The organism is Rhizobium sp. Leaf341 (assembly GCF_001424325.1).
Classification (GTDB): Bacteria; Pseudomonadota; Alphaproteobacteria; order Rhizobiales; family Rhizobiaceae; genus Ferranicluibacter.
On the sequence record NZ_LMPE01000003.1, the window covers coordinates 20,998 to 42,603 of the forward strand.

The 21,606-nt window shown below is 69.7% G+C and carries 24 protein-coding genes; 1 reads left to right on the forward strand and 23 read right to left on the reverse strand.

From position 1 onward, the window contains the following. Positions 1-23: 23 nt before the first annotated feature. The 21 genes from ccmI to ASG03_RS01865 form a co-directional block, all read right to left on the reverse strand. The gene (gene ccmI, locus ASG03_RS01770; protein WP_062691812.1) at positions 24-1,211 is read right to left on the reverse strand and encodes a c-type cytochrome biogenesis protein CcmI; all 1,188 of its coding nucleotides are present in this window, start codon (positions 1,209-1,211) and stop codon (positions 24-26) included. A 346-nt stretch (positions 1,212-1,557) separates the two neighbouring features. Next, on the reverse strand, positions 1,558-1,989 hold the full coding sequence (locus ASG03_RS01775) for a hypothetical protein (protein ID WP_062691814.1): 432 nt from the start codon (positions 1,987-1,989) through the stop codon (positions 1,558-1,560). 183 nt (positions 1,990-2,172) lie between these two features. After that, positions 2,173-3,561 (reverse strand): ATP-binding protein, encoded by a 1,389-nt coding sequence (locus ASG03_RS01780; RefSeq protein ID WP_062472032.1) that lies wholly within the window; start codon positions 3,559-3,561, stop codon positions 2,173-2,175. Between the two features lie 34 nt (positions 3,562-3,595). Next, entirely contained in the window at positions 3,596-4,297 is a 702-nt protein-coding gene (locus ASG03_RS01785) for a response regulator transcription factor (protein ID WP_062691816.1), read from the reverse strand. Between the two features lie 131 nt (positions 4,298-4,428). After that, positions 4,429-4,623 (reverse strand): hypothetical protein, encoded by a 195-nt coding sequence (locus tag ASG03_RS01790; RefSeq protein WP_062472034.1) that lies wholly within the window; start codon positions 4,621-4,623, stop codon positions 4,429-4,431. A gap of 270 nt (positions 4,624-4,893) precedes the next feature. Continuing rightward, positions 4,894-8,754 carry a baseplate multidomain protein megatron gene (locus tag ASG03_RS01795; protein WP_062691818.1) on the reverse strand — a complete coding sequence of 1,287 codons (3,861 nt, stop codon included), beginning with the start codon at positions 8,752-8,754 and terminating at the stop codon, positions 4,894-4,896. Between the two features lie 2 nt (positions 8,755-8,756). Beyond that, the gene (locus tag ASG03_RS01800; protein WP_062692995.1) at positions 8,757-9,209 is read right to left on the reverse strand and encodes an NlpC/P60 family protein; all 453 of its coding nucleotides are present in this window, start codon (positions 9,207-9,209) and stop codon (positions 8,757-8,759) included. Positions 9,210-9,228: 19 nt separating this feature from the next. Further along, positions 9,229-10,119 carry a DUF2163 domain-containing protein gene (locus ASG03_RS01805; protein WP_062691820.1) on the reverse strand — a complete coding sequence of 297 codons (891 nt, stop codon included), beginning with the start codon at positions 10,117-10,119 and terminating at the stop codon, positions 9,229-9,231. Beyond that, complete coding sequence (locus ASG03_RS01810; protein ID WP_062691822.1) at positions 10,116-10,757, reverse strand: DUF2460 domain-containing protein; 642 nt, start codon at positions 10,755-10,757, stop codon at positions 10,116-10,118. Before ASG03_RS01810 ends, ASG03_RS01805 begins: the two co-directional genes overlap by 4 nt. Positions 10,758-10,817: 60 nt before the next feature. After that, entirely contained in the window at positions 10,818-11,354 is a 537-nt protein-coding gene (locus tag ASG03_RS01815; RefSeq protein WP_062472039.1) for a phage tail tape measure protein, read from the reverse strand. 66 nt (positions 11,355-11,420) lie between these two features. After that, complete coding sequence (locus ASG03_RS20900; protein WP_082475490.1) at positions 11,421-11,645, reverse strand: rcc01693 family protein; 225 nt, start codon at positions 11,643-11,645, stop codon at positions 11,421-11,423. Beyond that, a complete protein-coding gene (locus ASG03_RS01820) occupies positions 11,642-12,010 on the reverse strand; it encodes a gene transfer agent family protein (protein WP_062469244.1) in 369 nt (122 codons plus the stop codon). The genes ASG03_RS20900 and ASG03_RS01820 overlap by 4 nt, the downstream gene beginning before the upstream one ends. Then, positions 12,010-12,417 carry a phage major tail protein, TP901-1 family gene (locus tag ASG03_RS01825; protein ID WP_062469247.1) on the reverse strand — a complete coding sequence of 136 codons (408 nt, stop codon included), beginning with the start codon at positions 12,415-12,417 and terminating at the stop codon, positions 12,010-12,012. The genes ASG03_RS01820 and ASG03_RS01825 overlap by 1 nt, the downstream gene beginning before the upstream one ends. Positions 12,418-12,487: 70 nt before the next feature. Continuing rightward, a complete protein-coding gene (locus ASG03_RS01830) occupies positions 12,488-12,919 on the reverse strand; it encodes a DUF3168 domain-containing protein (RefSeq protein WP_062469253.1) in 432 nt (143 codons plus the stop codon). Then, on the reverse strand, positions 12,916-13,251 hold the full coding sequence (locus ASG03_RS01835; protein WP_062691824.1) for a phage head closure protein: 336 nt from the start codon (positions 13,249-13,251) through the stop codon (positions 12,916-12,918). The genes ASG03_RS01830 and ASG03_RS01835 overlap by 4 nt, the downstream gene beginning before the upstream one ends. A gap of 2 nt (positions 13,252-13,253) precedes the next feature. Then, positions 13,254-13,823 carry a head-tail connector protein gene (locus tag ASG03_RS01840; protein WP_062469260.1) on the reverse strand — a complete coding sequence of 190 codons (570 nt, stop codon included), beginning with the start codon at positions 13,821-13,823 and terminating at the stop codon, positions 13,254-13,256. A 70-nt stretch (positions 13,824-13,893) separates the two neighbouring features. After that, on the reverse strand, positions 13,894-15,162 hold the full coding sequence (locus ASG03_RS01845; RefSeq protein ID WP_062469263.1) for a phage major capsid protein: 1,269 nt from the start codon (positions 15,160-15,162) through the stop codon (positions 13,894-13,896). Further along, a complete protein-coding gene (locus ASG03_RS01850) occupies positions 15,159-15,734 on the reverse strand; it encodes an HK97 family phage prohead protease (protein WP_062691826.1) in 576 nt (191 codons plus the stop codon). Before ASG03_RS01850 ends, ASG03_RS01845 begins: the two co-directional genes overlap by 4 nt. A 167-nt stretch (positions 15,735-15,901) precedes the next feature. Then, positions 15,902-16,204: a DUF6107 family protein gene (locus ASG03_RS01855; RefSeq protein WP_062691828.1), complete on the reverse strand. Its 303-nt coding sequence runs from the start codon at positions 16,202-16,204 to the stop codon at positions 15,902-15,904. Positions 16,205-16,336: 132 nt separating this feature from the next. Beyond that, positions 16,337-17,524 (reverse strand): phage portal protein, encoded by a 1,188-nt coding sequence (locus ASG03_RS01860; protein ID WP_082475491.1) that lies wholly within the window; start codon positions 17,522-17,524, stop codon positions 16,337-16,339. Continuing rightward, the gene (locus ASG03_RS01865; RefSeq protein WP_244475129.1) at positions 17,521-18,192 is read right to left on the reverse strand and encodes a glycoside hydrolase family 19 protein; all 672 of its coding nucleotides are present in this window, start codon (positions 18,190-18,192) and stop codon (positions 17,521-17,523) included. Before ASG03_RS01865 ends, ASG03_RS01860 begins: the two co-directional genes overlap by 4 nt. A gap of 213 nt (positions 18,193-18,405) precedes the next feature. Here ASG03_RS01865 and ASG03_RS21275 point away from each other — a divergent pair, with 213 nt between their 5' ends. After that, a complete protein-coding gene (locus ASG03_RS21275) occupies positions 18,406-18,582 on the forward strand; it encodes a hypothetical protein (RefSeq protein WP_156381694.1) in 177 nt (58 codons plus the stop codon). Between the two features lie 762 nt (positions 18,583-19,344). Here the strand turns inward: ASG03_RS21275 and ASG03_RS01870 are convergent. After that, positions 19,345-20,949, reverse strand: coding sequence for a DNA-packaging protein (locus tag ASG03_RS01870; protein WP_244475130.1), 1,605 nt, complete (start codon positions 20,947-20,949; stop codon positions 19,345-19,347). Further along, positions 20,918-21,562, reverse strand: a complete 645-nt coding sequence (locus tag ASG03_RS01875) for a hypothetical protein (protein WP_062691839.1) — start codon at positions 21,560-21,562, stop codon at positions 20,918-20,920. Before ASG03_RS01875 ends, ASG03_RS01870 begins: the two co-directional genes overlap by 32 nt. Positions 21,563-21,606 lie beyond the last annotated feature (44 nt).

A 21,606-nucleotide genomic window follows, 5' to 3' on the forward strand; every position in this document is an offset into this window, starting at 1 on the left:
CGTGCTCCCCGTCGTGGTGTGCGTCATGGCGTCTTCCCCGTGTCGATGCCCAGTTCCGCGGCCAGCGCCAGCAGCTGCCGCCCGCCCGCGCCGTCGCGCGGAAAGGCGGCCAGCCCGTCCTGCAGCGCGCCTTCCGCCTTGGTCTTCTCTCCCAGCACCGCATAGGACCGGATGATGCGCTGCCAGCCTTCGAGGTTATCGGGGGCGTCCTTGAGCTTGGCGGCGAGGCTCGACACCATGCCCTCGATCATCTGCCGCCGATCGTCCGTGCTCATCGTCTGCGCACGGGCGATGGCAGCCGCATCCGGCCCGCCGAGCTTTGCGTCCGCCGCCGGCGCCGGGCCGGACGGCGCGAGCGAGGCGATATGCTGGTTGACGAGCGGCAGCCAGGGCGCGTCGGCCGGCGACGCGGCCACAATCGTGCGGAAGGCGGCCAGTGCCTCGTCCTCTTTCCCGTCCTGCTCCAGCCCCAGCGCGAGATAGAAGCGCGCCCGCGGATCGCGAGGTTCCAGCGCCAGCGACTGTTCCAGCGCCTTTCGCGCCTCCGCCGCGACCAGGCCGCCGGATTGCGCGATCAGGCTTTCGGCATAACCGCCGAGCCGCTGTGGCGAGGGCCCCTTGAGCCGGATGGCATTGGAATAGGCGGACACGGCATCGTCGAAACGGCCGCTGCGATAATAGATCGGCGCCAGCACGTCGTAGCCGGCACCGTCGTCCGGATGCGCGGCCAGCTGCCGTTCGGCCTGGGCGATCAGGAGTTCGATGTCCTCGCCGGGATGGGCGAGCCGCGCGGCAAGCGGCGCGTCGGGCAGTTCGGGGCTGCCGGTCTTCAAATAGAGACAGAGCCCGACCAGAGGCAGCACCACGATGACGGCCGCCTGCGCCAGCCGGTTGGCCCGGCCCGCGGGAGCCGTGTTTTCGCCAGTCGCCCGGCCGTCATGGGTGTCGCTGCGGTCACCGGTCGTCGGCCGCTCTGCCTTCGCGCTCGCCGCCAGCAGGCGCCGGGCGATCTCGGCGCGGGCAAGCGCGGCCTCTTCGGGCGCGATCAGCCCGTTCCGGGCATCCCGTTTCAGCTCTTCCAGCTGGTCGCGATACACTTCGGAGTCGTGTGCGCCGGCCACGGCCTCTCTCCGGCCCGCCCGCAACAGGGGCACGAGCAGCAGCGCCGCGACGGTGGCGGTCATCACGGCAACGATGATCCAGAACAGCATGTTCAGTCTTTCAAGTCCATGTCCAGCGCCGCGCGCCGGAGATGCCGCACGCCGTCGGCTTCCGTGCAGCCTAGGTGCTTGCTCCGTGCACGACATTGATCGCGATCAAGGAATGCGCCGTCGCCGTGGCGCAGGGCGGCACCCACCGGTCCCCTCCTGCACCCCCACCCCGGACGCGCGCGTCCTCCGTCGCAGCCCTTCCCGGCAGCCATACTATGCAGACGGCCGGCTTCCAATCGCCAAAGCGAGCATGACGAAAAATTGAGGCGGGAAACCGGCGATAGCTTTGGAAAGCATCGGTGGCGACACGCGTGCCCGCGCGGCGGGTCTCGCCGTCAGGGGGCGATCAGATCAACGGCGTCCAGCTGCCGTCGGCATTGCGGCAGGCAACGCCGCGCGCCACGCTGTCGGCCGTTCCCGCCGTCACCGTATGGCTGTACTGCCGGCAGTTCTGCGACCCGACCTGATAGGGAGCCGCTGCCACGACCGAACCGCGGACGCCGCTCCCCTGCCAGACGACGGGCTGGCCGCCCGGTGCAGCCTCCAGGGCGCGATACTCCGCTTCGAGCGCACGCTGGCGGTCGGCGGTGGAGAGCTTGGCGCCGGCCACCTGCCCGATGATGCCGTTCCCAAGCGCTGCGATGAACGAGGACGAGGCCGCGCTGCGCGTCGTCACGCCACCAAGCGATGCCGTCTTTGCGCCGGACGCGCGCGACGCACAGCCGGCGGCCGCGCACAGCGCCACCAGAAGACCTGCGGTTGCCAGCGTCCGGATCATGCGGGGAAAGCGGTGTCTGTCTGTCATGCGCAATGCGGATCCGGCTCATTTCGACCTGTCGAAGCCTGTATTTTGCACTGCCGCAAAATGCGGGCAACAGCGCAAGGCAAAATAAGCGCGGCCGCCGGCGCATTTCCGGTCGAGCGTGTCGAAAAAGCACCCCGGATCGTCGAACGAGGCGGCTCACGATGCCGCAGGCAGCACCAGCGTCGCCTTGAGACCGCCGATCTCGGCCCGATCCATGGCCAGCGTCCCGTGATATTCGCCGGCGATCTCCCGCACGATGGACAGGCCGAGGCCGGTGCCGGGCTTGCTCTCGTCCAGCCGTCGCCCGCGCTTCATCGCCATGGCGATCTGCTCCGGCTCGATGCCCGGCCCGTCGTCTTCCACATCCACCGTGATCCAGGCGCGCCGCCCCGGATCGAGCCCCTGAACGCCTTCGGCCGAAAGATGCGCCGTGATCCGCACCTCCGTCAGCGCATAGCGCGCGGCATTGTCGAGCAGGTTGCCGACGGTTTCCTCCACGTCCTGCTGCTCCATCGCCAGAACGAGGTTCGGCGGTGAAATCGTCAGGAGGAACGTCTTTTCCGCATGCAGCCGCCGCATCACGCGGACCAGCCGCTCCAGCGCCTGCTCGACCTCGGTGCGCGCCAGCACCGATTCGCGCTGCGCGGCGATGCGTGCGCGGTTGAGATAGGATTGCACCTGAACCTGCATGGCGTCGGCCTGGCTGCGCACGAGGTCGCCATGCGGCGGTTCGAGGACACGCGCTTCGTTGATCAGCACGGCCAGCGGCGTCTTCAGCGAATGCGCCAGGTTTCCCACCTGCATGCGCGCCCGCTCGATGATGCGCCGGTTGCTGTCGATCAACGCGTTGACCTCGCTGGCCAGCGGCTGGATCTCGCGCGGAAACACGCCGTCCAGCCGTTCGCTCTCGCCCGCCCGGATCTTTTCGAGCGACCGGCGCGCCTGGTCGAGGGGGCGCAGGCCGAAGAGGATGGCGAGCGCGTTCATGCCGAGACCGCCGAAACCGAAGATCGCCAGCGCCAGATAGAGGTTGCGGTTGAAATCGTTGATGTCGGCTTCGAGCACGTCGCGGTTGCCGGCGATGCGGAAGCGGGCCGTGCGGCCCTGAATGTCGAGCACCACCTCCGTCTCGGCCACCTCGACCTCGTTGCCGAAACTGTCGAGCGTCGTGTAGAACCGCTCGTAGCGAATGTCGAAGGGCACGTCGTCGACGCTGACGATCGGCAGCTTGCCGGAGCCGAGCGAGGTCGAGACGAGCGGCGGCGTGTTGAACTCGCCGATCGGCTCGACGATCCAGTACCAGCCCGTCTGCGGCTGCGAAAAGCGCAGGTCGCCAAGCTGCGGACTTCCCGCCAGGACGCCCTTGTCGTTGACGACGATCGAGTTGATGACGTTGTAGAGCTGCGCGCGCAGCAGATCCTGGAAACCGCGTTCCGAGCCCTGCCGGTAAAGTGTGGAGATCACGACGCCGATCACCACGAGGGCCGCCGCCGCCCAGATGGTGGAGACGAGAAGAACACGCGCCGTGAGGGATTGCAGCCGCAGCATCAGCCGCGCCGGCTTCGGGCCGAGCGGCGCCTCAAGACTTCGCGCCCTTCTCGGCTGCGCCCTTTTCGTCGGCACCCGGCGCCTGCATGCGGTATCCCAGCCCGCGGACGGTCTCGATCAGGTCGTTGCCGATCTTCTTGCGCAGACGGCCGACGAAGACCTCGATGGTGTTGCTGTCCCGGTCGAAATCCTGGTCGTACATGTGCTCGACCAGCTCGGTGCGCGACACCACCTGGCCCATGTGATGCATGAGATAGGAGAGCAGCCGGAATTCGTGCGACGTCAGCTTCAGCGCGACGCCGTTGACCGTCGCCTTGGAGCCCTTGGTGTCGAGCCGCACCGGCCCGCAGACGATCTCGGACGTGGCATGGCCGGCCGCCCGGCGGATGAGCGCGCGGATTCGGGCAAGCACCTCCTCCACGTGGAAGGGCTTCGTCACGTAGTCGTCGGCCCCGGCGTCGATGCCGGCGACCTTGTCGCTCCAGCGGTCGCGGGCGGTCAGGATCAGCACGGGCATGCGGCGGCCGGCCGCGCGCCATTTCTCCAGCACCGTGATGCCGTCCATTTCCGGCAGGCCGATGTCGAGGATGATCGCGTCATAGGGCTCGCCCTCACCGAGATAGTGCCCCTCTTCGCCATCGAAGGCCTGGTCGACGACATAGCCCGCCTCCTTCAGCGTGTCGGCCAGCTGCCGGTTGAGGTTCACGTCGTCTTCGACCACCAGGATGCGCATCCGATACCACTCTCCGTCTGTCCGTCGTCACGGACGTCGCCGGGCACACCGGCAGCCTTGCGTTCATAGCCGGTCTCCACCCCTTGCGGAAGCGGAAGGCCAAGTCGTGCACTCGCGACAACCGCACCGCGCTACATCGGCACCCGCATCGTCACCTTCTTCGGCCGCCCGCCATTGCCGGGAATGAGCACGGTCACGACGCATTGTCCATCGGAGGTCAGCTGGACCGACAGGAGGTCGCCCCCGGTCTCCGCGACGACCTGCGAGGCCGCTGCGCTGCAATCGCCGGACACGGGCGCGACCGCCATGGCGGCGATGTCGTCCATCGACGCGCCGGCTCTCAAGGGCGCCGCCGCCGTCGGCAACGAAAGCAGCAGGACGCTTCCGGTAAGCATCGCAATGATCAGCGGTGACGGCATGAAGGCACTTTCGCAGGTCCGAGGTGTTGCGTGTGTATTAGGTGTCCCTGCCTGAATGGCGAATGAATGCGCGACTTACGACACTTTCTCCGCTTCGGATCAAGCCCCGATCCGCCTGCCGGCGGAGGGTTTCGATCTCTCGTCGCGCAATTGGCGACGTCTTCGCCGGGCGCGCGCTCAAACGATGATCGCGGCCTCGGCCGCGAGCCCGAGCGCCACCACCTGCCCCGTCTGCCGCATCCGCACCGACAACAGGCTCTGCCGCGCGCCGAAATCCGCGATTTCCAGCGCGAGCGGATAGGCAAAGTCCGGGCCGGTCGTTTCGCCCGAGCGCACGACCTGCGTGCCCGACAGGATCTCGACACGGTAGGCTTCCTGCGGCTCGTCGAGCGGAATGTCCCCGTCGCGCCAGGCGTCGGCCGCAGCGCGCGCGCACCGGATCCAGCGCAGCGTCAGGTTGCCCTCCGCATCCCGCCGGGCGGCGATGTGCACAGGCGCGAGCGGCGTTTCCGCCCGGAGCCCGCCGGCAAAGGTGACGGTGCGCCCCACGTCGGTTGGCCGGCCCTGCGCCTCGACGCGCCAGTTGAGCGGCTGTCCCGCCTCCGCGCCCGTCAGCCCGAGCGGCTGCACGGCCGCGTCGAGCATCACGATCGCCGTGCCCGCCTCCGCGCCCGCGGCCTGCGCGTCGGTCGATCCGGCAAGCCCGCGCAGCAGGCGCTGCAAGCGCCAGCGACCGGGCGCGATCTCCTCGGCGCGACCGAAGCCGAGCACCTCCCAGGCGCCGTTGCGCGACAGGACGGCCAGGCGGTTTTCGCCCCCGAACAGCGCGAGGTCGCTCAGCGAGGCCAGTTCGCCGGCATGGAGATCAAGCACCACGGCCTGCGCACGGTCGAACCGGCCGGATACGCCGGGGCCGAGCGCCTCGACCAGCGTGCCCATGCGCGCCGGTTGCGCCAGCGACAACCGCGCCGTGTAGCCTTCGCGCGTCGGCGAGGACGACAGCGTCACCGGCGTCCACGGTCGCGCAAACACCGCCGCCCGTGCAAAGCTTGCCGCATCCCCCTCCGCATAGCGCGGCAGATCCATCAGCTGCACCAGCGGCGCAAAGGCCTCGGACGCGCTGTGGCCAACGGCGGGCGTGTCCGGCGACGGCACGAACCGGCTGCAGCCGCCGGGCACGATGCCCCGCGCCTCCGCCCGCCGCACGTCGCCGTCGTCGATCCGCTCGATGAGGAACGGGCCGGTCGGCCCGTCCGCCAGGATCACGATGTCTCCCGGCGTCGGGCCCAGTGCGTTCGGCGGCAGCGAAAAGCTGACCTGCCGGCGGCCGGCCTGATGGTCGCGCAGGGCCGCTTCCACGGCATCGATCGCCGCCGCCTCGTGCAGCGCCCCCGGCAGCGACAGCCGCAGGATACGCTCGCTGCCGGGGGCCGCCCTACGCGACCGGGCGGTCGTCCGGCGATAGTCGCTCGACGGGTCGAGATGATCGAGCACCGCCTCGCGGGCATAGTCGCCGGCATCGCCGCGAAGCTCCAGCGTCAGCGGTGCGTCCTTTACCTCCGCAAGCGTGTCGAGCCGCACCGGCGGGCCGGCCTGCAGCAGCCGCGAGCGAAAGACGAGCCGCCCGTTTTGCTCGACCGCATCGATTCCCCCCGCCGCCATCAGCGGCTCGAGCAGATCGCGCGCCGACATCTGCTCGGCCTGCACATAGCCGCCGAGATCGCCGCAGACGAGCGTCGCGTCGCCGTCGTCAAAGTGGTGATCGGACAGGATGGCCGCGATCGTATCGGCCATCGTCGCCGTGCCCAGCCGGCCGTTCAGCCAGTGGCCCGTCTGCCAGGCGCGGCCGTCCGCCCAGGTCGCGAGGTCGCCGGGAAAGGCCGGCTGCGGCCGCGCATCCCAGGTCCAGAGGAACATGTGGTCGGGGTCGACCCCGCTTGGCGCGTCGGCCGCCTGCCAGAGGTCGAGCTGCGCCTCCAGACACCGGCGCTGGATGGCGTCGCTGCGGCCGCCACCGGAAAAATACGGCACCGCGCTCTCGGACGACTTCGGATCGGAGAAGACGTTCGGCTGGTTTGCACCCTTGTCGATGGCAGGGCAGCCCGTCTCGGTGAACCACACCGGCTTCATGCGCGGCGTCCAGGACGTCGGCGTCGCCTGCTCGACGCCGGCCCTGCGCGCGTGATGCGCGTTCGCCCACCAGGCGCCGATATCCTTGGCCCGAAACATCCAGGGCTTGCCCGCAGAGCCGTCGGTGATCGGCGTGCGCTGCCGGGCGGCACGATCCGCCGGGGTGGCGTAGAACCAGTCGAAGTCTTCCCCGCCCACGATCATCGCCCGGAACGCCGCCCCGTCCTCCGGTGTCCGCTGGCCGTCCGGATTGCCGTTATCCACGTCCTCGTCCCGCCAGTCCGACAGCGGCACGTAGGTGTCGATGCCCACCGCATCGATGTCGGGCGACGCCCAGAGCGGATCGAGCGGGAAGTGCAGGTCGCCCGATCCGTCGTCCGGCTGAAACGCGGCATATTCGCTCCAGTCGGCGGCATAGGTCAGCCGCGTCGCCGGCCCCATCACGCCGCGCACGTCCCGCGCCAGGGCGACCAGCGCCTCGACGAAGGGAAACCCTCCCGTCCCGTCGCGCAGCGTCGTCAATCCGCGCAGTTCCGACCCGAGGATGAACCCATCCACCCCGCCCGCGTCCCGCGCCAGCCGGGCATGGTGCAGCACGAAGGCGCGATATCGCCCGTCGTCGTTTCCCGCAGCCGTCGCACTCCCGCAGAAGGCGGCGATCTCGGTCCGCACGGCCGGCGTGTTGTCGCTGCTGCCCGGCCGGCCCGGGGCTTCCTCGGCGGTGATCCGGCCGCGCCAGGGATAGGCGGGCTGGCGCAGGCCGCCATAGGGATCCGGCATGCCATTATCGGCGGCAATGTCCATCATCACGAAGGGATACAGAAACACCGCGAGCCCGCGGGCCTTGAGGTCGGCGATGGCGGCGATCACGCTCTGGTCGGAGGGCGTCCCGCCATAGGCCGGCCCTCCGCCTGAGACCAGTCCCCCGCCAGACACCAGTCCCCCGCCAGAAACCTGTCCGCCGTTGCGGCTGACGAGATGCGCATCGGCGCGCGCGATCCCGGCGACGGACCACGGACGCGTCTCGACGCCGCGGTCGCGCGTTTCCACCCCCGGCAGGATCCGGCACGCCCCGGCGCGCAGGTCCGTGCCGAACCAGGAAACGACCAGCGCCACGCGCTTCAGGTTCGGGCAGAGGGCCTGCAGCTCGTCGAGCGAGGCCTGCCAGTCCGTCTCGCCATGAAAGACGTGGCGGTTGAGGATGCGGGCTTCACCCGGTCCGGTTTCTTCGCGCACCGGCGCCGGGTCGTAGCCATGTTCGGTCGCGCCGGGAATGAGGGTCACCGCCCGGATCTGCCGTTCCAGACGTCCGACGGCGCGGATCACCTCGACATGCAGCAGCGGAATGCGGTTGCCATAGCCGCCGAGCGGCAGGCGCTCGAACACGAGATAGGCCAGGCCGCGATAGGCCGGGGTCTCGCCGGACGCCTGTTTCGCCGCGATCAGCGGATCGGGCGCCTGCGTCCCGGTGCCGGTATGGACGCGCATCTCGACCGTCGACAGATCGAGTTCGCGTCCGTCGGCCCAGACGCGCCGGATGCCGGCGATCGGGCCGTCGCAGAGGCCGAGCGCGAAATTTGCAAAATAGCGGAATGTCTCGACGCGCGGCCCGCTCGCCTTGCCGCCCTGTCGCTCGCGATGCACCTCTTCCTCGAAGCGCGTCGCCCAGATCAGCGTTCCGCCGATCCGCAGCGTGCCGTAGACGCGCGGAATGGCCGTGCCCTCCTCGGCGCCGGGCACCCGGGCGTCGCCGAGACGCGCGCCGGTCACCGTCGCCATGCCGTTGAGCACCGAGCGGTCGATGATGGAGCCCGCCAACGCGCCTGCGGCGCGCCCGACGATCGCGCCGACCGGTCCGAACACGCTGCCGATCGCGGCGCCCGCCGCCTGCAGGAGAATGGTCGCCATGGCTACAGTCCCTCGGGAAAGCGGAAGACGCCGGCCATGCGCCGTCGCCAGGACGGCACCAGCGGCGACTCCACGACGCTGGCCTGCTCGTAGGCGTGGATGAAGCGAGCGGCACCGGCACGAAGCGGGTCTTCGGCCAGGCTGAGGATGCCCGCATGCTTGGCCGGCATGCCGAGCCGCCATCGAAAGAGGATGAGATCGCCCGGCCGCATCGCCCCGGGGTCGATCGGCGGGCCCATCGCGCGTGTCGCCGCCGCCCACAGCCGGTCCTCGCCGCTGCGCTCCGCCCAGTCCGGCCGGTAGGGCGGCGGCGTCTCGGGTTCCTGCCCGTGGATCTCGCGCCAGACGCCGCGCACCAGCCCGAGGCAGTCGCAGCCGACCCCCTTCAGGCTCGCCTGATGCCGGTAGGGCGTCCCGAGCCAGCCGCGTGCGGCGGCGAGCACGCCCTGCCGCATGGCCTCGCCGGAACTGTCGTCACGCAAACAGCGGTCGTCCGTCATGCACCGTCTCCCCATCCGCATAGCCATAGGAAAAGTCGCTGCCCGGCATGTGCGGGAAGCCGCGAAAGTTGAGCGTGTTTGCAAACCGGTCGCGGCAGGTGGCGAAGCTCTTGTCGCAGCCCATCGTCACGGTGAAGGTGTCGCCGGCCGACAGCGGCAGCGGCGGCGGCAGCCAGAGGGTCAAAAGCGCCATGCTCGCGTCGGGTCCCGCGACCGCGTGATCCTGGACATCGGTGCTCCACCCGGCATTCGCCCCGCTCGTCATGCGCAGCAGCCCGTACCGATAGGCACCGGCAGCGGCAAAGAGGCCCGACACATGCAGCACCACGTCGCCGGCGCGCGCGCGGATCGTGCCCGCTTCGCTGCGCCCGGCGAGGCTTGCGCCACAACGCGCATCGCCGAAGGCCGCGTCGCAGCGACGCCCGTAGCTGCGGCCCTTCACCTCGCCCAGCCGGTGCGTCAGGCTGCGAAGCTCCGCGCGAAAGGCGCCGCCCGCCCGCGTGACCTCGCCGATCTCCTGCACGGTCAGGCGCACATGCTGGTCCGGCGCCTGCCAGTTGACGAGAAACTGCTCGACGCGCGCGCCGTCATAGCGCCCGGCCGCCACGTCGGCGTCGCTGATCGCAACGTTCGAGAAACCGCCCGTCACCTCGCCGGCATCCGCCGCCAGTCCGGAAGACGCTTCGCTCTCGCTCGCCCGAAAGCCGCTTGCCGCCAGAAACCCGGTGCCGTCGAACGCCAGGTCGCGATCGTGCTCGGTAAAGCCGAGGACCGTGCCGTCGCGACGGGTGACCCGCCAGGCATGGCAGACGGTCGTCGCATCGCCGCCCAGGTGCGCCGCCAGCGCTTCGGAAATGTCTCTCATGGGCGGATCTCCACCAAAGGAATGTTCGGGATGCGCCCCGCCCGGAACTGGGCGAGATCGACATCGATCCGGTCGGTGTCGAAGCGGACGGGGACGTCGAATTCGAAGCCGGCCCGCACGACGGCTCCGGCCGGGGGCACATGGCCAGGCGCAAAGGTCACGATGCCCGTGGCCGCATCGAGCGACACGCGCTCGAAGGGGATCGCCGTGCCGTCCACCGAAACCAGCAGCGTGCCCGCCACCGGCTTGCCGATCTCGCGCACGGTGCCGCCACCGGCATCCGCATAGGTCTTGACGAGCGGGAAGCCTGCCGTCTGCCCGTCGCCGGTGCCGATTACCTGGTCGCGCGCCGTCACCGCCTGGCCCGGCGAGCCGGAGCGGAAATCGAGCGGATCGCGGAAGCGGAAGCCGTGCAGCTGCCCGGAGCGGGCCTCGAAGAAAGCGACGACCGCGTAGAGATCGTCGATCGAGCGGATGCCGGATCCCGCATCATAATGCCGCCGGGCAGCGCGCCAGCGGTTGTTGCGGGTCTCCCGGCCGTTGGAGAGGCTGATGATGTCGGTGCGCCGCACCGGACCGCCGCTGGTGCCGAGCGCCAGCCGCAGGGGAAAGCGCACCTCGTGAAAGCCCTGTTCCATGGCTGGTCCTCTTCAGGGTTCGGGTTTCCAGACGTTACCCCGCCTCGACGAAGGGCGGCGTCAAACGCCGCGCCGCCCGCGCCCGACGGTGCGGGTCAACATGGCGGCGATCTGCCCTTCGGAGCGGCGAAAACTGTCGGCATCGCTCGCCGTCACGTTGAAGACGACGTTCGGCGGCGCGCCGGCGCTCGTGTCGCCCCCTGCCCGCAGGCCCGCGCCGGCCGCGGCAACGGCGGCGTCCGTGCCGGCGGGGGCACCGCCCTGCGCCGACAGGGATGAAAGAAACCGCGGCGTCGCGAGGCCGCCATGGTCTGAAAAGGGCGCCACGCCGCGTGCCGGGGACGCGTTGCCCGCGGTCGGCACAAGCCCCTCGAGGACCGAGCCGATCCCCGCGGACACCGCATTCTCGAGCGGTTTCAGCCCGGCCGACAGCGCGATGTCGACCAGCCGGAGACCGGCGCTCTTCAGGATGTCGTCGAGCCCTTTTCCCCCGCGCACCGCGCTCGTGAGCGCGCTGGTCATCGCCGCGCCGAAGCGCCCGGCGCTCTGCTCGAGATCGGAGAGCACCGCGTCCAGCGCCTTGCCCTCCGCGATCATCGCGGGAAAATCCCCGGTTTTATCCCCACCATCCGCCATGCCTGCCTCCAGTGTTCGCGGTTGCCGTCACACGGCATCGTCGGGAAATTCCCGCATCATCCGGGCGAGCCCCGCCCGGTCGGGGGCGGCCCCGCTTTGCGCCGAAAGGCCGAGGGCCGAGGCCAGTTCGCGCGGGGTCATCCGCCAGAAGTCGGGGGCCGGCAGCCGCAGACGCGAAAGGCCGGCCTCCATGGCCGCCTCCCAGGGAAAAGGCGCCGGTCCCGCCTTTTCCGCGCCGTCTGCGGCCGTCAGGGGTCCGGCCGGACCGGTGTGTCCGCATCGCTCCCGAATGCCGCGGCGAGAAGGTCGCCCGCAAGGCGCGCCAGGCCGGCAAGCCCGCCCGCGACGCTCATGCCGGCCACGTCTTCGTCGGAGACGATGTTGCCGCCGCCGCGCAGACCGGCGCCAAGGATCACGATCAGATCCTCCGCCTTCAGCCCGCCGGCCGAAAAGCGGCGCGCCAGTCCCGCCAGGCTGTCGGCGGCAAAGGCGGTCTCGAGTTCGGCAAGGCTGCCGAGCGTCAGGCAGAGAATGCGGCGTTCGCCGTCGATGATGGCCTCGACTTCGCCCCGGTGCCGGTTCGCGCGCCCGGTCGCGCCTGTCGCGCGGGGGCGCATCAGGCGGCCACGAAGGTCAGCGGGCCGGCCGATTCCAGCGCCGCCTCGAACTGCACCTCGCCCCGGTGATCGCCGGAATAGGCCAGCGTGGTCAGCTGGAAGAGGCCGCTGACCGTGCCGAAATCCGGGATGATCACCTGCCAGGCGACGATTGCGCCGGCAAAGAAGGTGGCGCGCACCAGCGCATCGGACGCCTGGTCCTTGAAAAGGCCGGCACCGGAGATCGAGGCGCGCTGGACGCCCGCACCGCCGAGAAGCTCGCGCCAGCGCCCCGTCGATTCGGCGTCGGTCACGTCGACGGTCTCCGCATCGAATGCCAACCGCTTGGACCGCAGCCCGGCAACGGTGGTAAAGCCGCCGCCGCTCTCGATCTTCAACAGGATGTCCTTGCCCTTCTGCGCCACCATCGGCTGATCCCTTCCTTTTGGTTCTGTCGCTGCCGTCCGGCCCGGCATGGCCGAGCACGTCGGCGTTCCGTCATCGGATCTCGTCCATCGGCTCCGTCACGGCCCGGAACCGCATCGCCGCCACATGCCCGCGCGCCTCGGCGTCGCGCGCCGTGCGGGTGCCCTCGTGCCGCAGGTTCACCAGGTGATGGCCGGACAGGAGAAGACCCGCATCGTCCAGGAGCGCCCGCACCCGGGCGGCAATCTCCTGCACGCCGCGATGTCCGCCCTCGCCCCCGCGCACCTCGATCGCCATGTCGTGCGCCTCGCCCGGTTCACTGGCCGTCGACCAGTCGCGGCTCTCGATGCCGGCGAGCCGCAGGTAGGGATGCGCCGGATCGTCCAGCAGCCGGTCGTGAATGCCGCCCGGCCCGAGCATGGCCGACAGCGCGGCATCACCCGAGAGCGCCGTAAAGACCGCCGCCTGCAGGGCGTTCGCCGCGCTTGTTTCCCGCCCGCTCATGCGCGCGCCTCCCGGCAGCGGCAGACGAGGTAGCGCCGCGTCTCGTCCGGATCGAAGGCCGAGAGCACGACCAAAAGCCGCGTCCCCTTGCGAAAGCGCATGCCGGGCGTGACCCCGGTGCGGTGGCGGATCCAGACGTCATGCTCGACATCCACCACCCTCTCGTCGCGCCGGTCGACGATCAGCGCCACGCGCGGCTCGATCAGCGCCCAGAGCGGTCCGGTCGGCACGAAGGTCCGCGACATGCCGCCTTGTCCGTCCGGCGTCTCCACCGGCACCTCCAGGTCCATCCGCGCCGTCATCCGGCCGGGGTCGATCGTGTCGGTGCGCATGGTCAGAGCCTCATCCGGCGAAAGGGCGCGACCAGGCGGTCGTAGCCGGCCGGCACCTCCGCCGGCTGGTCGCCCGGCGAAACCGCGCCGCGATAGGCATGGAGCAGCGCCAGATGCAGGAGCAGTGCGCGCTTCAGCGACGCCGGCACCTCTGCGCCCGTCATGCCGAAGCCGGCGGTGAAATCGATCTCGATGCCGTTGATCGCCCGGGCCGTCTGCGGCGCTTCCGGCAGGAACAGGCGGGCGGGACACGCCCGGCCGTCGAGGACGAAGCCGGTCATGTCGGCCTCGAACGGCGCGCCCAGCGCGTCATATCCGGTGATCGTCTCGACGCTGCTGACCGGCCCGCGCCCGATCTCCAGCACGCGGCCCTCCGGCCAGTCGTCGAGATAGAGGCGGAAGGCGCGGGCGATCAGCACGAGGCCGGTCGTCCGCTCCAGGTGTTCGCGCACGGTCGTGATGAGGTCGGCGATCAGCGGATCGTCGGCGGCATCGTCCACGCGCAGGTGCGCCCGCGCTTCGGCAAGCGTCAGCGGCTCGCCCGCGGGCGGCGCCAGTTCGGCAAGGGTCATGGACATCTCCGGTTGGAAGGGACGTGTGGCATGGGCGGCGGGCTCTGCCGCCGCCGCGGCGCGGTCCCGGTCAGTTGACCGCGAACTTCACCAGCTTGATCGCCTCGAAGTTCTGCACCCCGCCGCCGACGCGCTTGGTGGTGTAGAAGAGGACGTAGGGCTTGGCGGAATAGGGATCGCGCAGGATGCGCACGCCCGTGCGGTCCACCACGAGATAGCCCGCCTGGAAATCGCCGAAGGCGATCGCCGTGCCGCCGCTGGTCATGTCCGGCATGTCTTCCGCTTCGGCCACGGGGAAGCCGAGGAGCGAGGCCGCCTGCCCGACCGTTGCGGGCGGCTGCCACAGATAGTTGCCGTCGGCATCCTTCAGTTTGCGGATCTCGGCCTGCGTCTTGCGGTTCATCACGAAGCTCGCCTTCTGCCGGTGCCCGGCCTTCAGCGCGTAGATCGTGTCGATCAGCACGTCGGAGGGGCCGCTCGGCCGGAAGCCGTTGAGAAGGCCGGTCGCGATATAGCCGAGGCTGCCCCAGCCCCAGTTGGCGTCCGCCACCTGGCCGTAGCTCAGAAACCCCTTCGGCTTGTTGATGCCGTCGCCGCTGACGAAGGCGGTGCCTTCCTGTTCGCTGAAGGCGATGTCGACCTCGTCGGCGATCCAGCTTTCGACATCCACGGCCGCATCGTCCAGAAGCGCCGCCGTGGCCGCCGGCATGGCGTAGAGTTCCATGGTCGGAAAGGTCAACTCCGACAGCTGCGGCGTTGCGGTCTGCGGCCGCGCGGCGGTTTCCGAAACCCAGCCGGAGGCGAGGCCCGCCACGGCGAAGGGCTTTTTCAGCACGCTGCCCGACACCTGCCGCACGGTCGACAGCGCGCGGATCGGCGAGATCACCTGCAGCCGGCGGCCGATTTCCGTGTCGGTCTGGGCGGGCACCAGATAGCCGCCGTCGCTCGCCGAGCCGATCGAGAACGCCTTTTCTTCCAAGGCCCGCAATGCGCCTTCGTCGCCCCGGCGGATATAGCTGTCGAAGGCCGCCTTGTGCTCGGCCGCCTCGAAGCTCATCGCCTCGGCCTTGCCGCCGAGCGCCGGGCGCGCCTTCTTCAGGAGCATCTGGTCGAGCGCGCGCTTCTGCTCGTCCATCCCGCGCGCGATCCGATCCACCTTGTCGCGCGTCACGACATCGGCCGAGAGCTTGCTCTCGATCTCGCCCAGCCGCTGGTCGTTCGCTTCCTTGAAGACCTCGAAGGCGCCCATGAAGTCCTCGAAGGCCGAGGCCATGGTGTCCGGGATCGTCTTGATCTCGGGCGCCGTCCTGCCCGGTGCCGTCGTCACTGGATTGGTCATCGGAAAATATCCTTTCGTTCCACCATCATCCGGGCCGCCCGCCGCATCGTGCGCACGAGCTCCGTTTCCCTGTCGCGGAAGAACCGCGCATGCTTGACGTTCGAGACCCGCGCCGACGGCAACATCGGAAAGGTCACGACCGAGATTTCCCAGAGGTCGGCTTCGAGCACGCGGCGGACGCCGCTCTTGGCGTCGGTGCGCGCCTTCACGGTCTGGAAGCCGATGGAAAGCCCGTCGAGCGCGCCGCCCTTCATCAGCTGATGCACCTCGCGGGCCCGCGCCACGCCGGGAGACAGCCGCCCCTCGACGAACAGCCCGCGTCCGTCCTCGCGGATCGTCGTCCAGGTGCCGATCGGCTCGTTCGGATCGTGCTGAAACAGCATCCGCACGCCGCCCGCCCCCCGCTTGGCCAGGGAGTGCAGAAAGGCGCCGCGCTCGATCGTGTCCTTGCCGAGATCGATCTCGCCGAACACGCTGGCATAGCCCGAAAACCGCCCCTCGCCTGTCGCTCCGGCCAGCGTCAGCCCGGCAACCGCCGTCGCCCGCCGGACCGCATATCGGTCAGTCGCCATGGAATTCTCCGATGCTGTGATGTGATGTGATTAAGGCCGTTTGCGCGACGGGCGTCGAAAGGCGGGGAGCGCCTCTTTGGACCCTTTGTCCTGTGGGCCCTCTTCCCGCTATGCCGTGCCCTGGGCGCCCTTGTCCGCTCTGCCGTGGCCTGAGGAGCGGCCGTCCGTTATTTCTGCCCGTAGCGCCGGGATATCCGAACGGCGGCGCCGAGCGCCCACCAGGCCATGAGGCTGGCCGCCGCCGATCCGGTCAGCAGCACCTCCGCACCGGACACGAGCCCGGAAATGCCCAGGCGCTCGACCGCCCAGACGCCGGTCGGCCCGCCGAACACCAGCCCGCAGACCGTGCCGGTCAGAAACCGCGACGCCGCTTCGTGCCGGCTGCGGGGCAGGAGGTAGATGAGCGACACCGCCGCCCCCGCCACCGACCCGATCCCCCGCGCGATCCAGAGGTGAGACTCTTCCGCCATCGTCCTGTCCTTCCGTGTTGCGCTTCGTCCTGCCAACCACCGTTCGCCAACCACCGTTCGCCAGCCACCGTTCGCCAGCCACCGTGCGCCAACCGGCCTTCGCCGGCTGGCGTTTGCACGCCTGCGATTGTCTCAGTATCCCACCGCCGCCCGCTTCTCCGCGTCGGTCAGGAAATCCGCCGCGCCGAGCCGCGCCCAGAGTTCGCTGCGCTCGCCGGCAAGCCCGCTCACCTGGTCGAGATCGGCGCCGAGCTGCAGCGGCGTGTCAAAGCGGTCGGAGAGAAAGGCGGAGAGCGCCGTCGCCGTGCGGTTGATCAGCGGCAGCACGGTCAGCCGATAGAAGGCGCGATGCGCCTCCTGGTAGTTCGCATAGGTGTTGTCGCCGGGAATGCCGAGCAGCATCGGCGGCACGCCGAACGCGAGCGCGATGTCGCGCGCCGCACCGTTCTTGGCCTCCACGAAGTCCATGTCCTTGGGCGAAAGGCCCATCGCCTTCCAGTCGAGCCCGCCCTCCAGCAACAGCGGCCGTCCCGCCCGCATCGGCCCGCTATAGCCCTCGTCCAGCTCGCTCTTCAGGCGGTCGTACTGGTCGGGCGAAAGGTTGCCGCCCTCCTTCGGCTGGTAGACGAGCGCCCCGGACGGCCGGGCGGAGTTGTCGAGCAGCGCCTTGTTCCAGGTCGCGGCGGCATTGGACAGGTCGAGCGCCGTCTGCGCCGCCGCCAGCGGCGGAAAGCCGAGATGGTCGTCGAGCGGGTGAAACAGCTTCAGGTGCAGGAGGGTCGTTCCCGCCGCATAGCGCCGCACGATGCCGCCCACGCGATATTCGTAGAACTCCGGCCAGCCGTCGCGCCCTTCGAGCACCCGCACCCGGTCGGGCCGCAGCAGGTGCAGCTCGCGGGTCTCGGTGCCGATCGTCACCGCCTCGACATAGGCATTGCCCGACAGCAGCAGATGGCCATAGAGCGTTTCGAGAAAGTCCGCTGCCGCCATCTGGGCGTTCGGCCGCGTCAGAAGGCGCAGCACCGGATGGTCCGTCACCTCGCGTCCGGCGCGATAGACGATGAGCGGCACGGCGGCGGCGGCCTCGGCGATCATCCGGACGGTCCGATAAGCCACCGGATTGCGCAGAAAGCCCTCTCGCGCCAGCGCGGCATAGGATCGGCCCGTCCAGTGCGCCCGCCCCTCCTGCGCGATCGCCACGAAACCGGCCGCCTTGCTTTCGCGCCCCGGCGCGGCGTCGGCCTCGGGTTTCCGCGGTGGCGCTGGGCGTCCGGCGTCCGTCGCAAAGCGGGGTCTTTTCAGGCCGAAGGGCATCTTCATGACGTGGCGATCCTTCTGAAGGAGGGGTGACCCGCAGCCTCGAGCGCCGCGTGATAGGCCCGGGCGTCGGCCGCGATCTCCACGGCCCGGTCCCGCCCGTTGATGATGCGCCGCGCCGCCACCCAGTCGGTGCGCGCGGCATGGAACATGTCGGCCAGCGACACGCCGGTGAAGGCGCCCGTCTCCATGCCGACGTAAAGGATCTCGACCGCCGTGCCGCGGTCCATGGCCCGACCGGGGTCGGCCAGAAGGTCGATGCCGATCCGCCGCGACATCGTCTCGTAATTGCGCCGGTGCGTCAGCTGCACCAGCCCGCGGCCGAACCAGGCCTTGCCCTCCGCATCGCGCCGCCAATAGGGCACGCGCACCGCTGGCAACTGTCCCGCGGCGAAAGCCCGGTCCAGCCGGGCGATGGCCTGGGCATCGGTTGCCGCCATCGTCTCGCGCACAGGCTGCATTTTTCGCCCGGTTTCGTGCTGCACGGTTGCCAGGAGATAGGCAAGCCAGCGCCCGTCATACGGCACGGGATGCGCTGACCCCGATGGCCCGCCCGCCTGCGCCGGCTCCGACCGGTCGAGGATCGCGCCGATGCCGCTTACCTGGTCCGGGTCCAGATGCCCTGTAAACAGCGTCCGGCGGACGATGCGAAAGAAGATTGCCCGGTCCATGCATCCGTCCATGCTCTCGTTCCTTCTTCGGGCGATCCGCGCCGACGCCCGGTTGTCCCTGAAATCCAAGAATTCAATCGATTTAGAAAATCTAAATCGTTTAAATGACCTAAGCCCATGATTTACTTTTCGTTTAGCATCTGCCAGCGTAAGCCCACGACAGGGGACCGACCACTTTGGGTCGAATTTTAAACAACACGATGGAGAGACGGCATGACCTCGACCATGAAGACGCAGACCACCGTTCGCGAAACCATCCCGCCGCATCTCCTCAGCCGCATCGAAAACGAATGGCAGCAGATGCGCTCGGTTGCCGTTGCTGACCGCCGCACCGAGATCCGTCCGGAGAACCGTCCGTCGGCAGCGCCGGTGTCGTCCACGCGCGGCTGAGACGTCGCCTTCCCGAAAATTTTCGCGGAACCTTCGTGTCCAATGTGCGTTTTTGTCGCACTCAACCGTCGCGTTAAGGAGAGACCATGACCGTGAAGACGATTTCCCAGAGCCTTTTCGAACGCTTCGAGAACGAATGGCGCCAGATCCGCACCGCCGCGACCCAGCCCGCCAAGCCCCAGCCGGCGAGCGCCAAGTAGCGCCGGACAGGCGAAGACGACTGCAGGACAAGATGAAGGAGGCGCACCCTGTGCGCCTCTTTTCGTTGATGGAGCGACCACCGGCGCCCACCCCTCATCCGCCTGCCGGCACCTTCTCCCCGCGCGCGGGGAGAAGGGAGATGGGGCAAAGCGCGCGCTCCAAGTCCCTTCTCCCCGCAGGCGGGGAGAAGGTGGCGGCAGCCGGATGAGGGGCCGTGACAGCATAACCGTTCCACCATCATCCGCCCGGAAACCGCGCCGCCTGAACCGATGCGCCGCTGTCCCACCCGGCAGCCGCACATGCACCTGGCCCTGCCTCTTCCTGACCTCAGCGATCCTGTCCGCCCCTCATCCGCCTGCCGGCACCTTCTCCCCGCGCGCGGGGCGAAGGGAGATGCGGCAAAACGCTCGCTCCAAGTCCCTCTCCCCGCGCGGGCGAAGGGAGATGGGGCAACGCGCGCGCTCCGGGTCCCTTCTCCCCGCAGGCGGGGAGAAGGTGGCGGCAGCCGGATGAGGGGCCGTGACGGCATAACCGTTCCACCATCGTCCGCCCCGCCCCGCGTCACACCATCCGCAAGCGCGGCTCGCCGCCGCCGTCCAGCATCAGCGCCGTCAGCGCCCAGACCAGCGCGTCCAGCCGGTCGGGCGAGCGTCCCGAGGAGAGCCCCTCGGCGCCGAAGTCGCACATCTGGTCCTCGAGCGCCGGAAAGGCGCCCGCATGGACCACGCGGCCCTGTTCGTAGAGCGCGGCGACGGGTTCGGCGCGCAGCCATTTGCCGCGGCTGGCGCGGACATTGGTGATCGGCAGGCGCGCATCGATCCCGCGCAGGACGGCGGCCACCATGTCGCCGCCCTGGTTGATTTCGGCGACGATCCGGTCGGCATCGAAGCGGCGGAAGGCGCGCACCACCGCCGCCGCCCATCCGGCGGGGCTTGCACCCTCCACCGAGCAATCGGCCAGCACCACGGCCCGTCCGCGGCCGTCGATGCCGGCAACCACGATGCCGCAGCAGCTCTCCAGCCCCGATCCGGCCGGCGGATCGACGGCCACGACGATGCGGCCGAGGGGCCCCGTCTCCCGCAGCGAGCCGCCGTCGCGCAAGGTCAGCGCCTCGATGGCCGCCCGGTTCCAGAGCGCATCCTCCCGGTCGGCGATCATTTCGCCGTCGAGTTCCTGCCGCCCGAGCCGCGTGCCGCCATAGCGGCCGTCCATCGCCCTCAGGAAGCCCGGCGCCAGATTGCGGGCATTGTCGGCCGTGCGGATGCGGCGGAGCACCGTGGCCGGGTCCGCGGCCAGCGCCTTGAGGATCGGGATCGGCCGTGGTGTCGTCGTCACCAGGATGCGCGGGTCGGCCCCCAGCCGCAGCGCGAACTGCAGCATGTCGAAGGTGGCCTGGGCATGCTTCCATTTTCCCAGTTCGTCGCACCAGGCATAGTCGAATTGCGGCCCGCGCAGGCTTTCCGGATCTTCCGAGGAGAAGATCTGGGCGATCGTGCCGTTCGGCCACACAAGCCGGCGGCGCGAGACCTCGAACTCCGGGCGGTGGCGCGTCGCCACCCGGCAGATGCCGGAGACGCCGTCGATCATCACCTCGCGCGCATCGCCGAGCGTCTCCGCCACCAGCGCGATCCGAAGCCCCGGCCGGGCGCCAGGCGCGGTCGCCAGGTCATGGACCCAGTGCGCGCCCGCTCGCGTCTTGCCGGAACCGCGGCCGCCCATCAGCAGCCACACCCGCCAGTCGCCGGGCGGCGGCCGCTGCTCTGCCCGCCCAGTCAGCCGCCAGTCTGACGCGAGACGCGCGAGATGCACCGGCGGGAGATCCCCGACCACGCTCTTCAGCCAGGATGCGACCCCTGCCGTCCGCGGCGTCTCCGACATCGCCTGCATGTCGGGCGTCACCTCCGCCGATCTCCCCCGATCCGCCGTGCCGCACGGCCGGTCGGCCGTATCCGCGCTGCCGGCAGGAGACCGGCTGGCGATCTCCCGGCCGAGGGCGCCCAGACGCGCCATGGTGCTCCCGTGATTGTCGCTGATCCGCCCCACGCCACCCTCGAGACTGAAAATGATCGCCGTGAAGAGCGCCGCATGCGCCGCGTCGATCCGCAGGCGCTGCGCGGCGCGCGCCAGAGCCGCGTCATCCGTAGGGCGGGAGGGGTCTCTCGCCATGGCAGACTCCGGGCACGGCATCGTCGCCAGAAAGAGCGGCCGGGCGTCCGGCTGCGCCGGGTTCCTCCACAGGGGCGCCGTCTGCAGGCTTTCCGGTCCGCGCCGCCGGTTCGGCCTCGCGCTCCCGGAAACGCTCGACAGTGCGCTGCTCGATGACAGCCTCCAGCTTGACGAGAAGAGAGTGATAGCCCGCATCGTCGAGGGTCTCCGCATCGAGCCGTTCCCGGTCCTGCGCCAGCGTCCGGTGCAGGCTGTCGATCTTCTCCAGCGTCCGCACGATCAGCGACATCGCCTCGATCGAGGCCTTCGCATCGGCCTGGGCCACCTTGCGGTCGATCTCCTCGCCCGCCTCCATCTTCTGGCGGTCGGCCTGCTGGCGCAGCATCTGGAACATCTGCATCTGCTCGCGCAGCTCGCGCGTCATGCCGTTCAGCATCTCCAGAAGCGCATCGCCGGCGGGCATGTCGGCCGCCTTCCGGTCGAGGAACAGCCGGATCTCGCCGGCCGTGAGCTTGTCAGCCGTGGGCTCGGCGTCGACGGCGAGCGCCCCGTCATACACACAGCGCTTCGGCCACGCGCCAAACAGCGCCGGATCTGCCTGTCCGTCGATCATCGCATCGTCCTGTCGTGAGAAAGGGTGGAAGCCGGAAGTGGGGA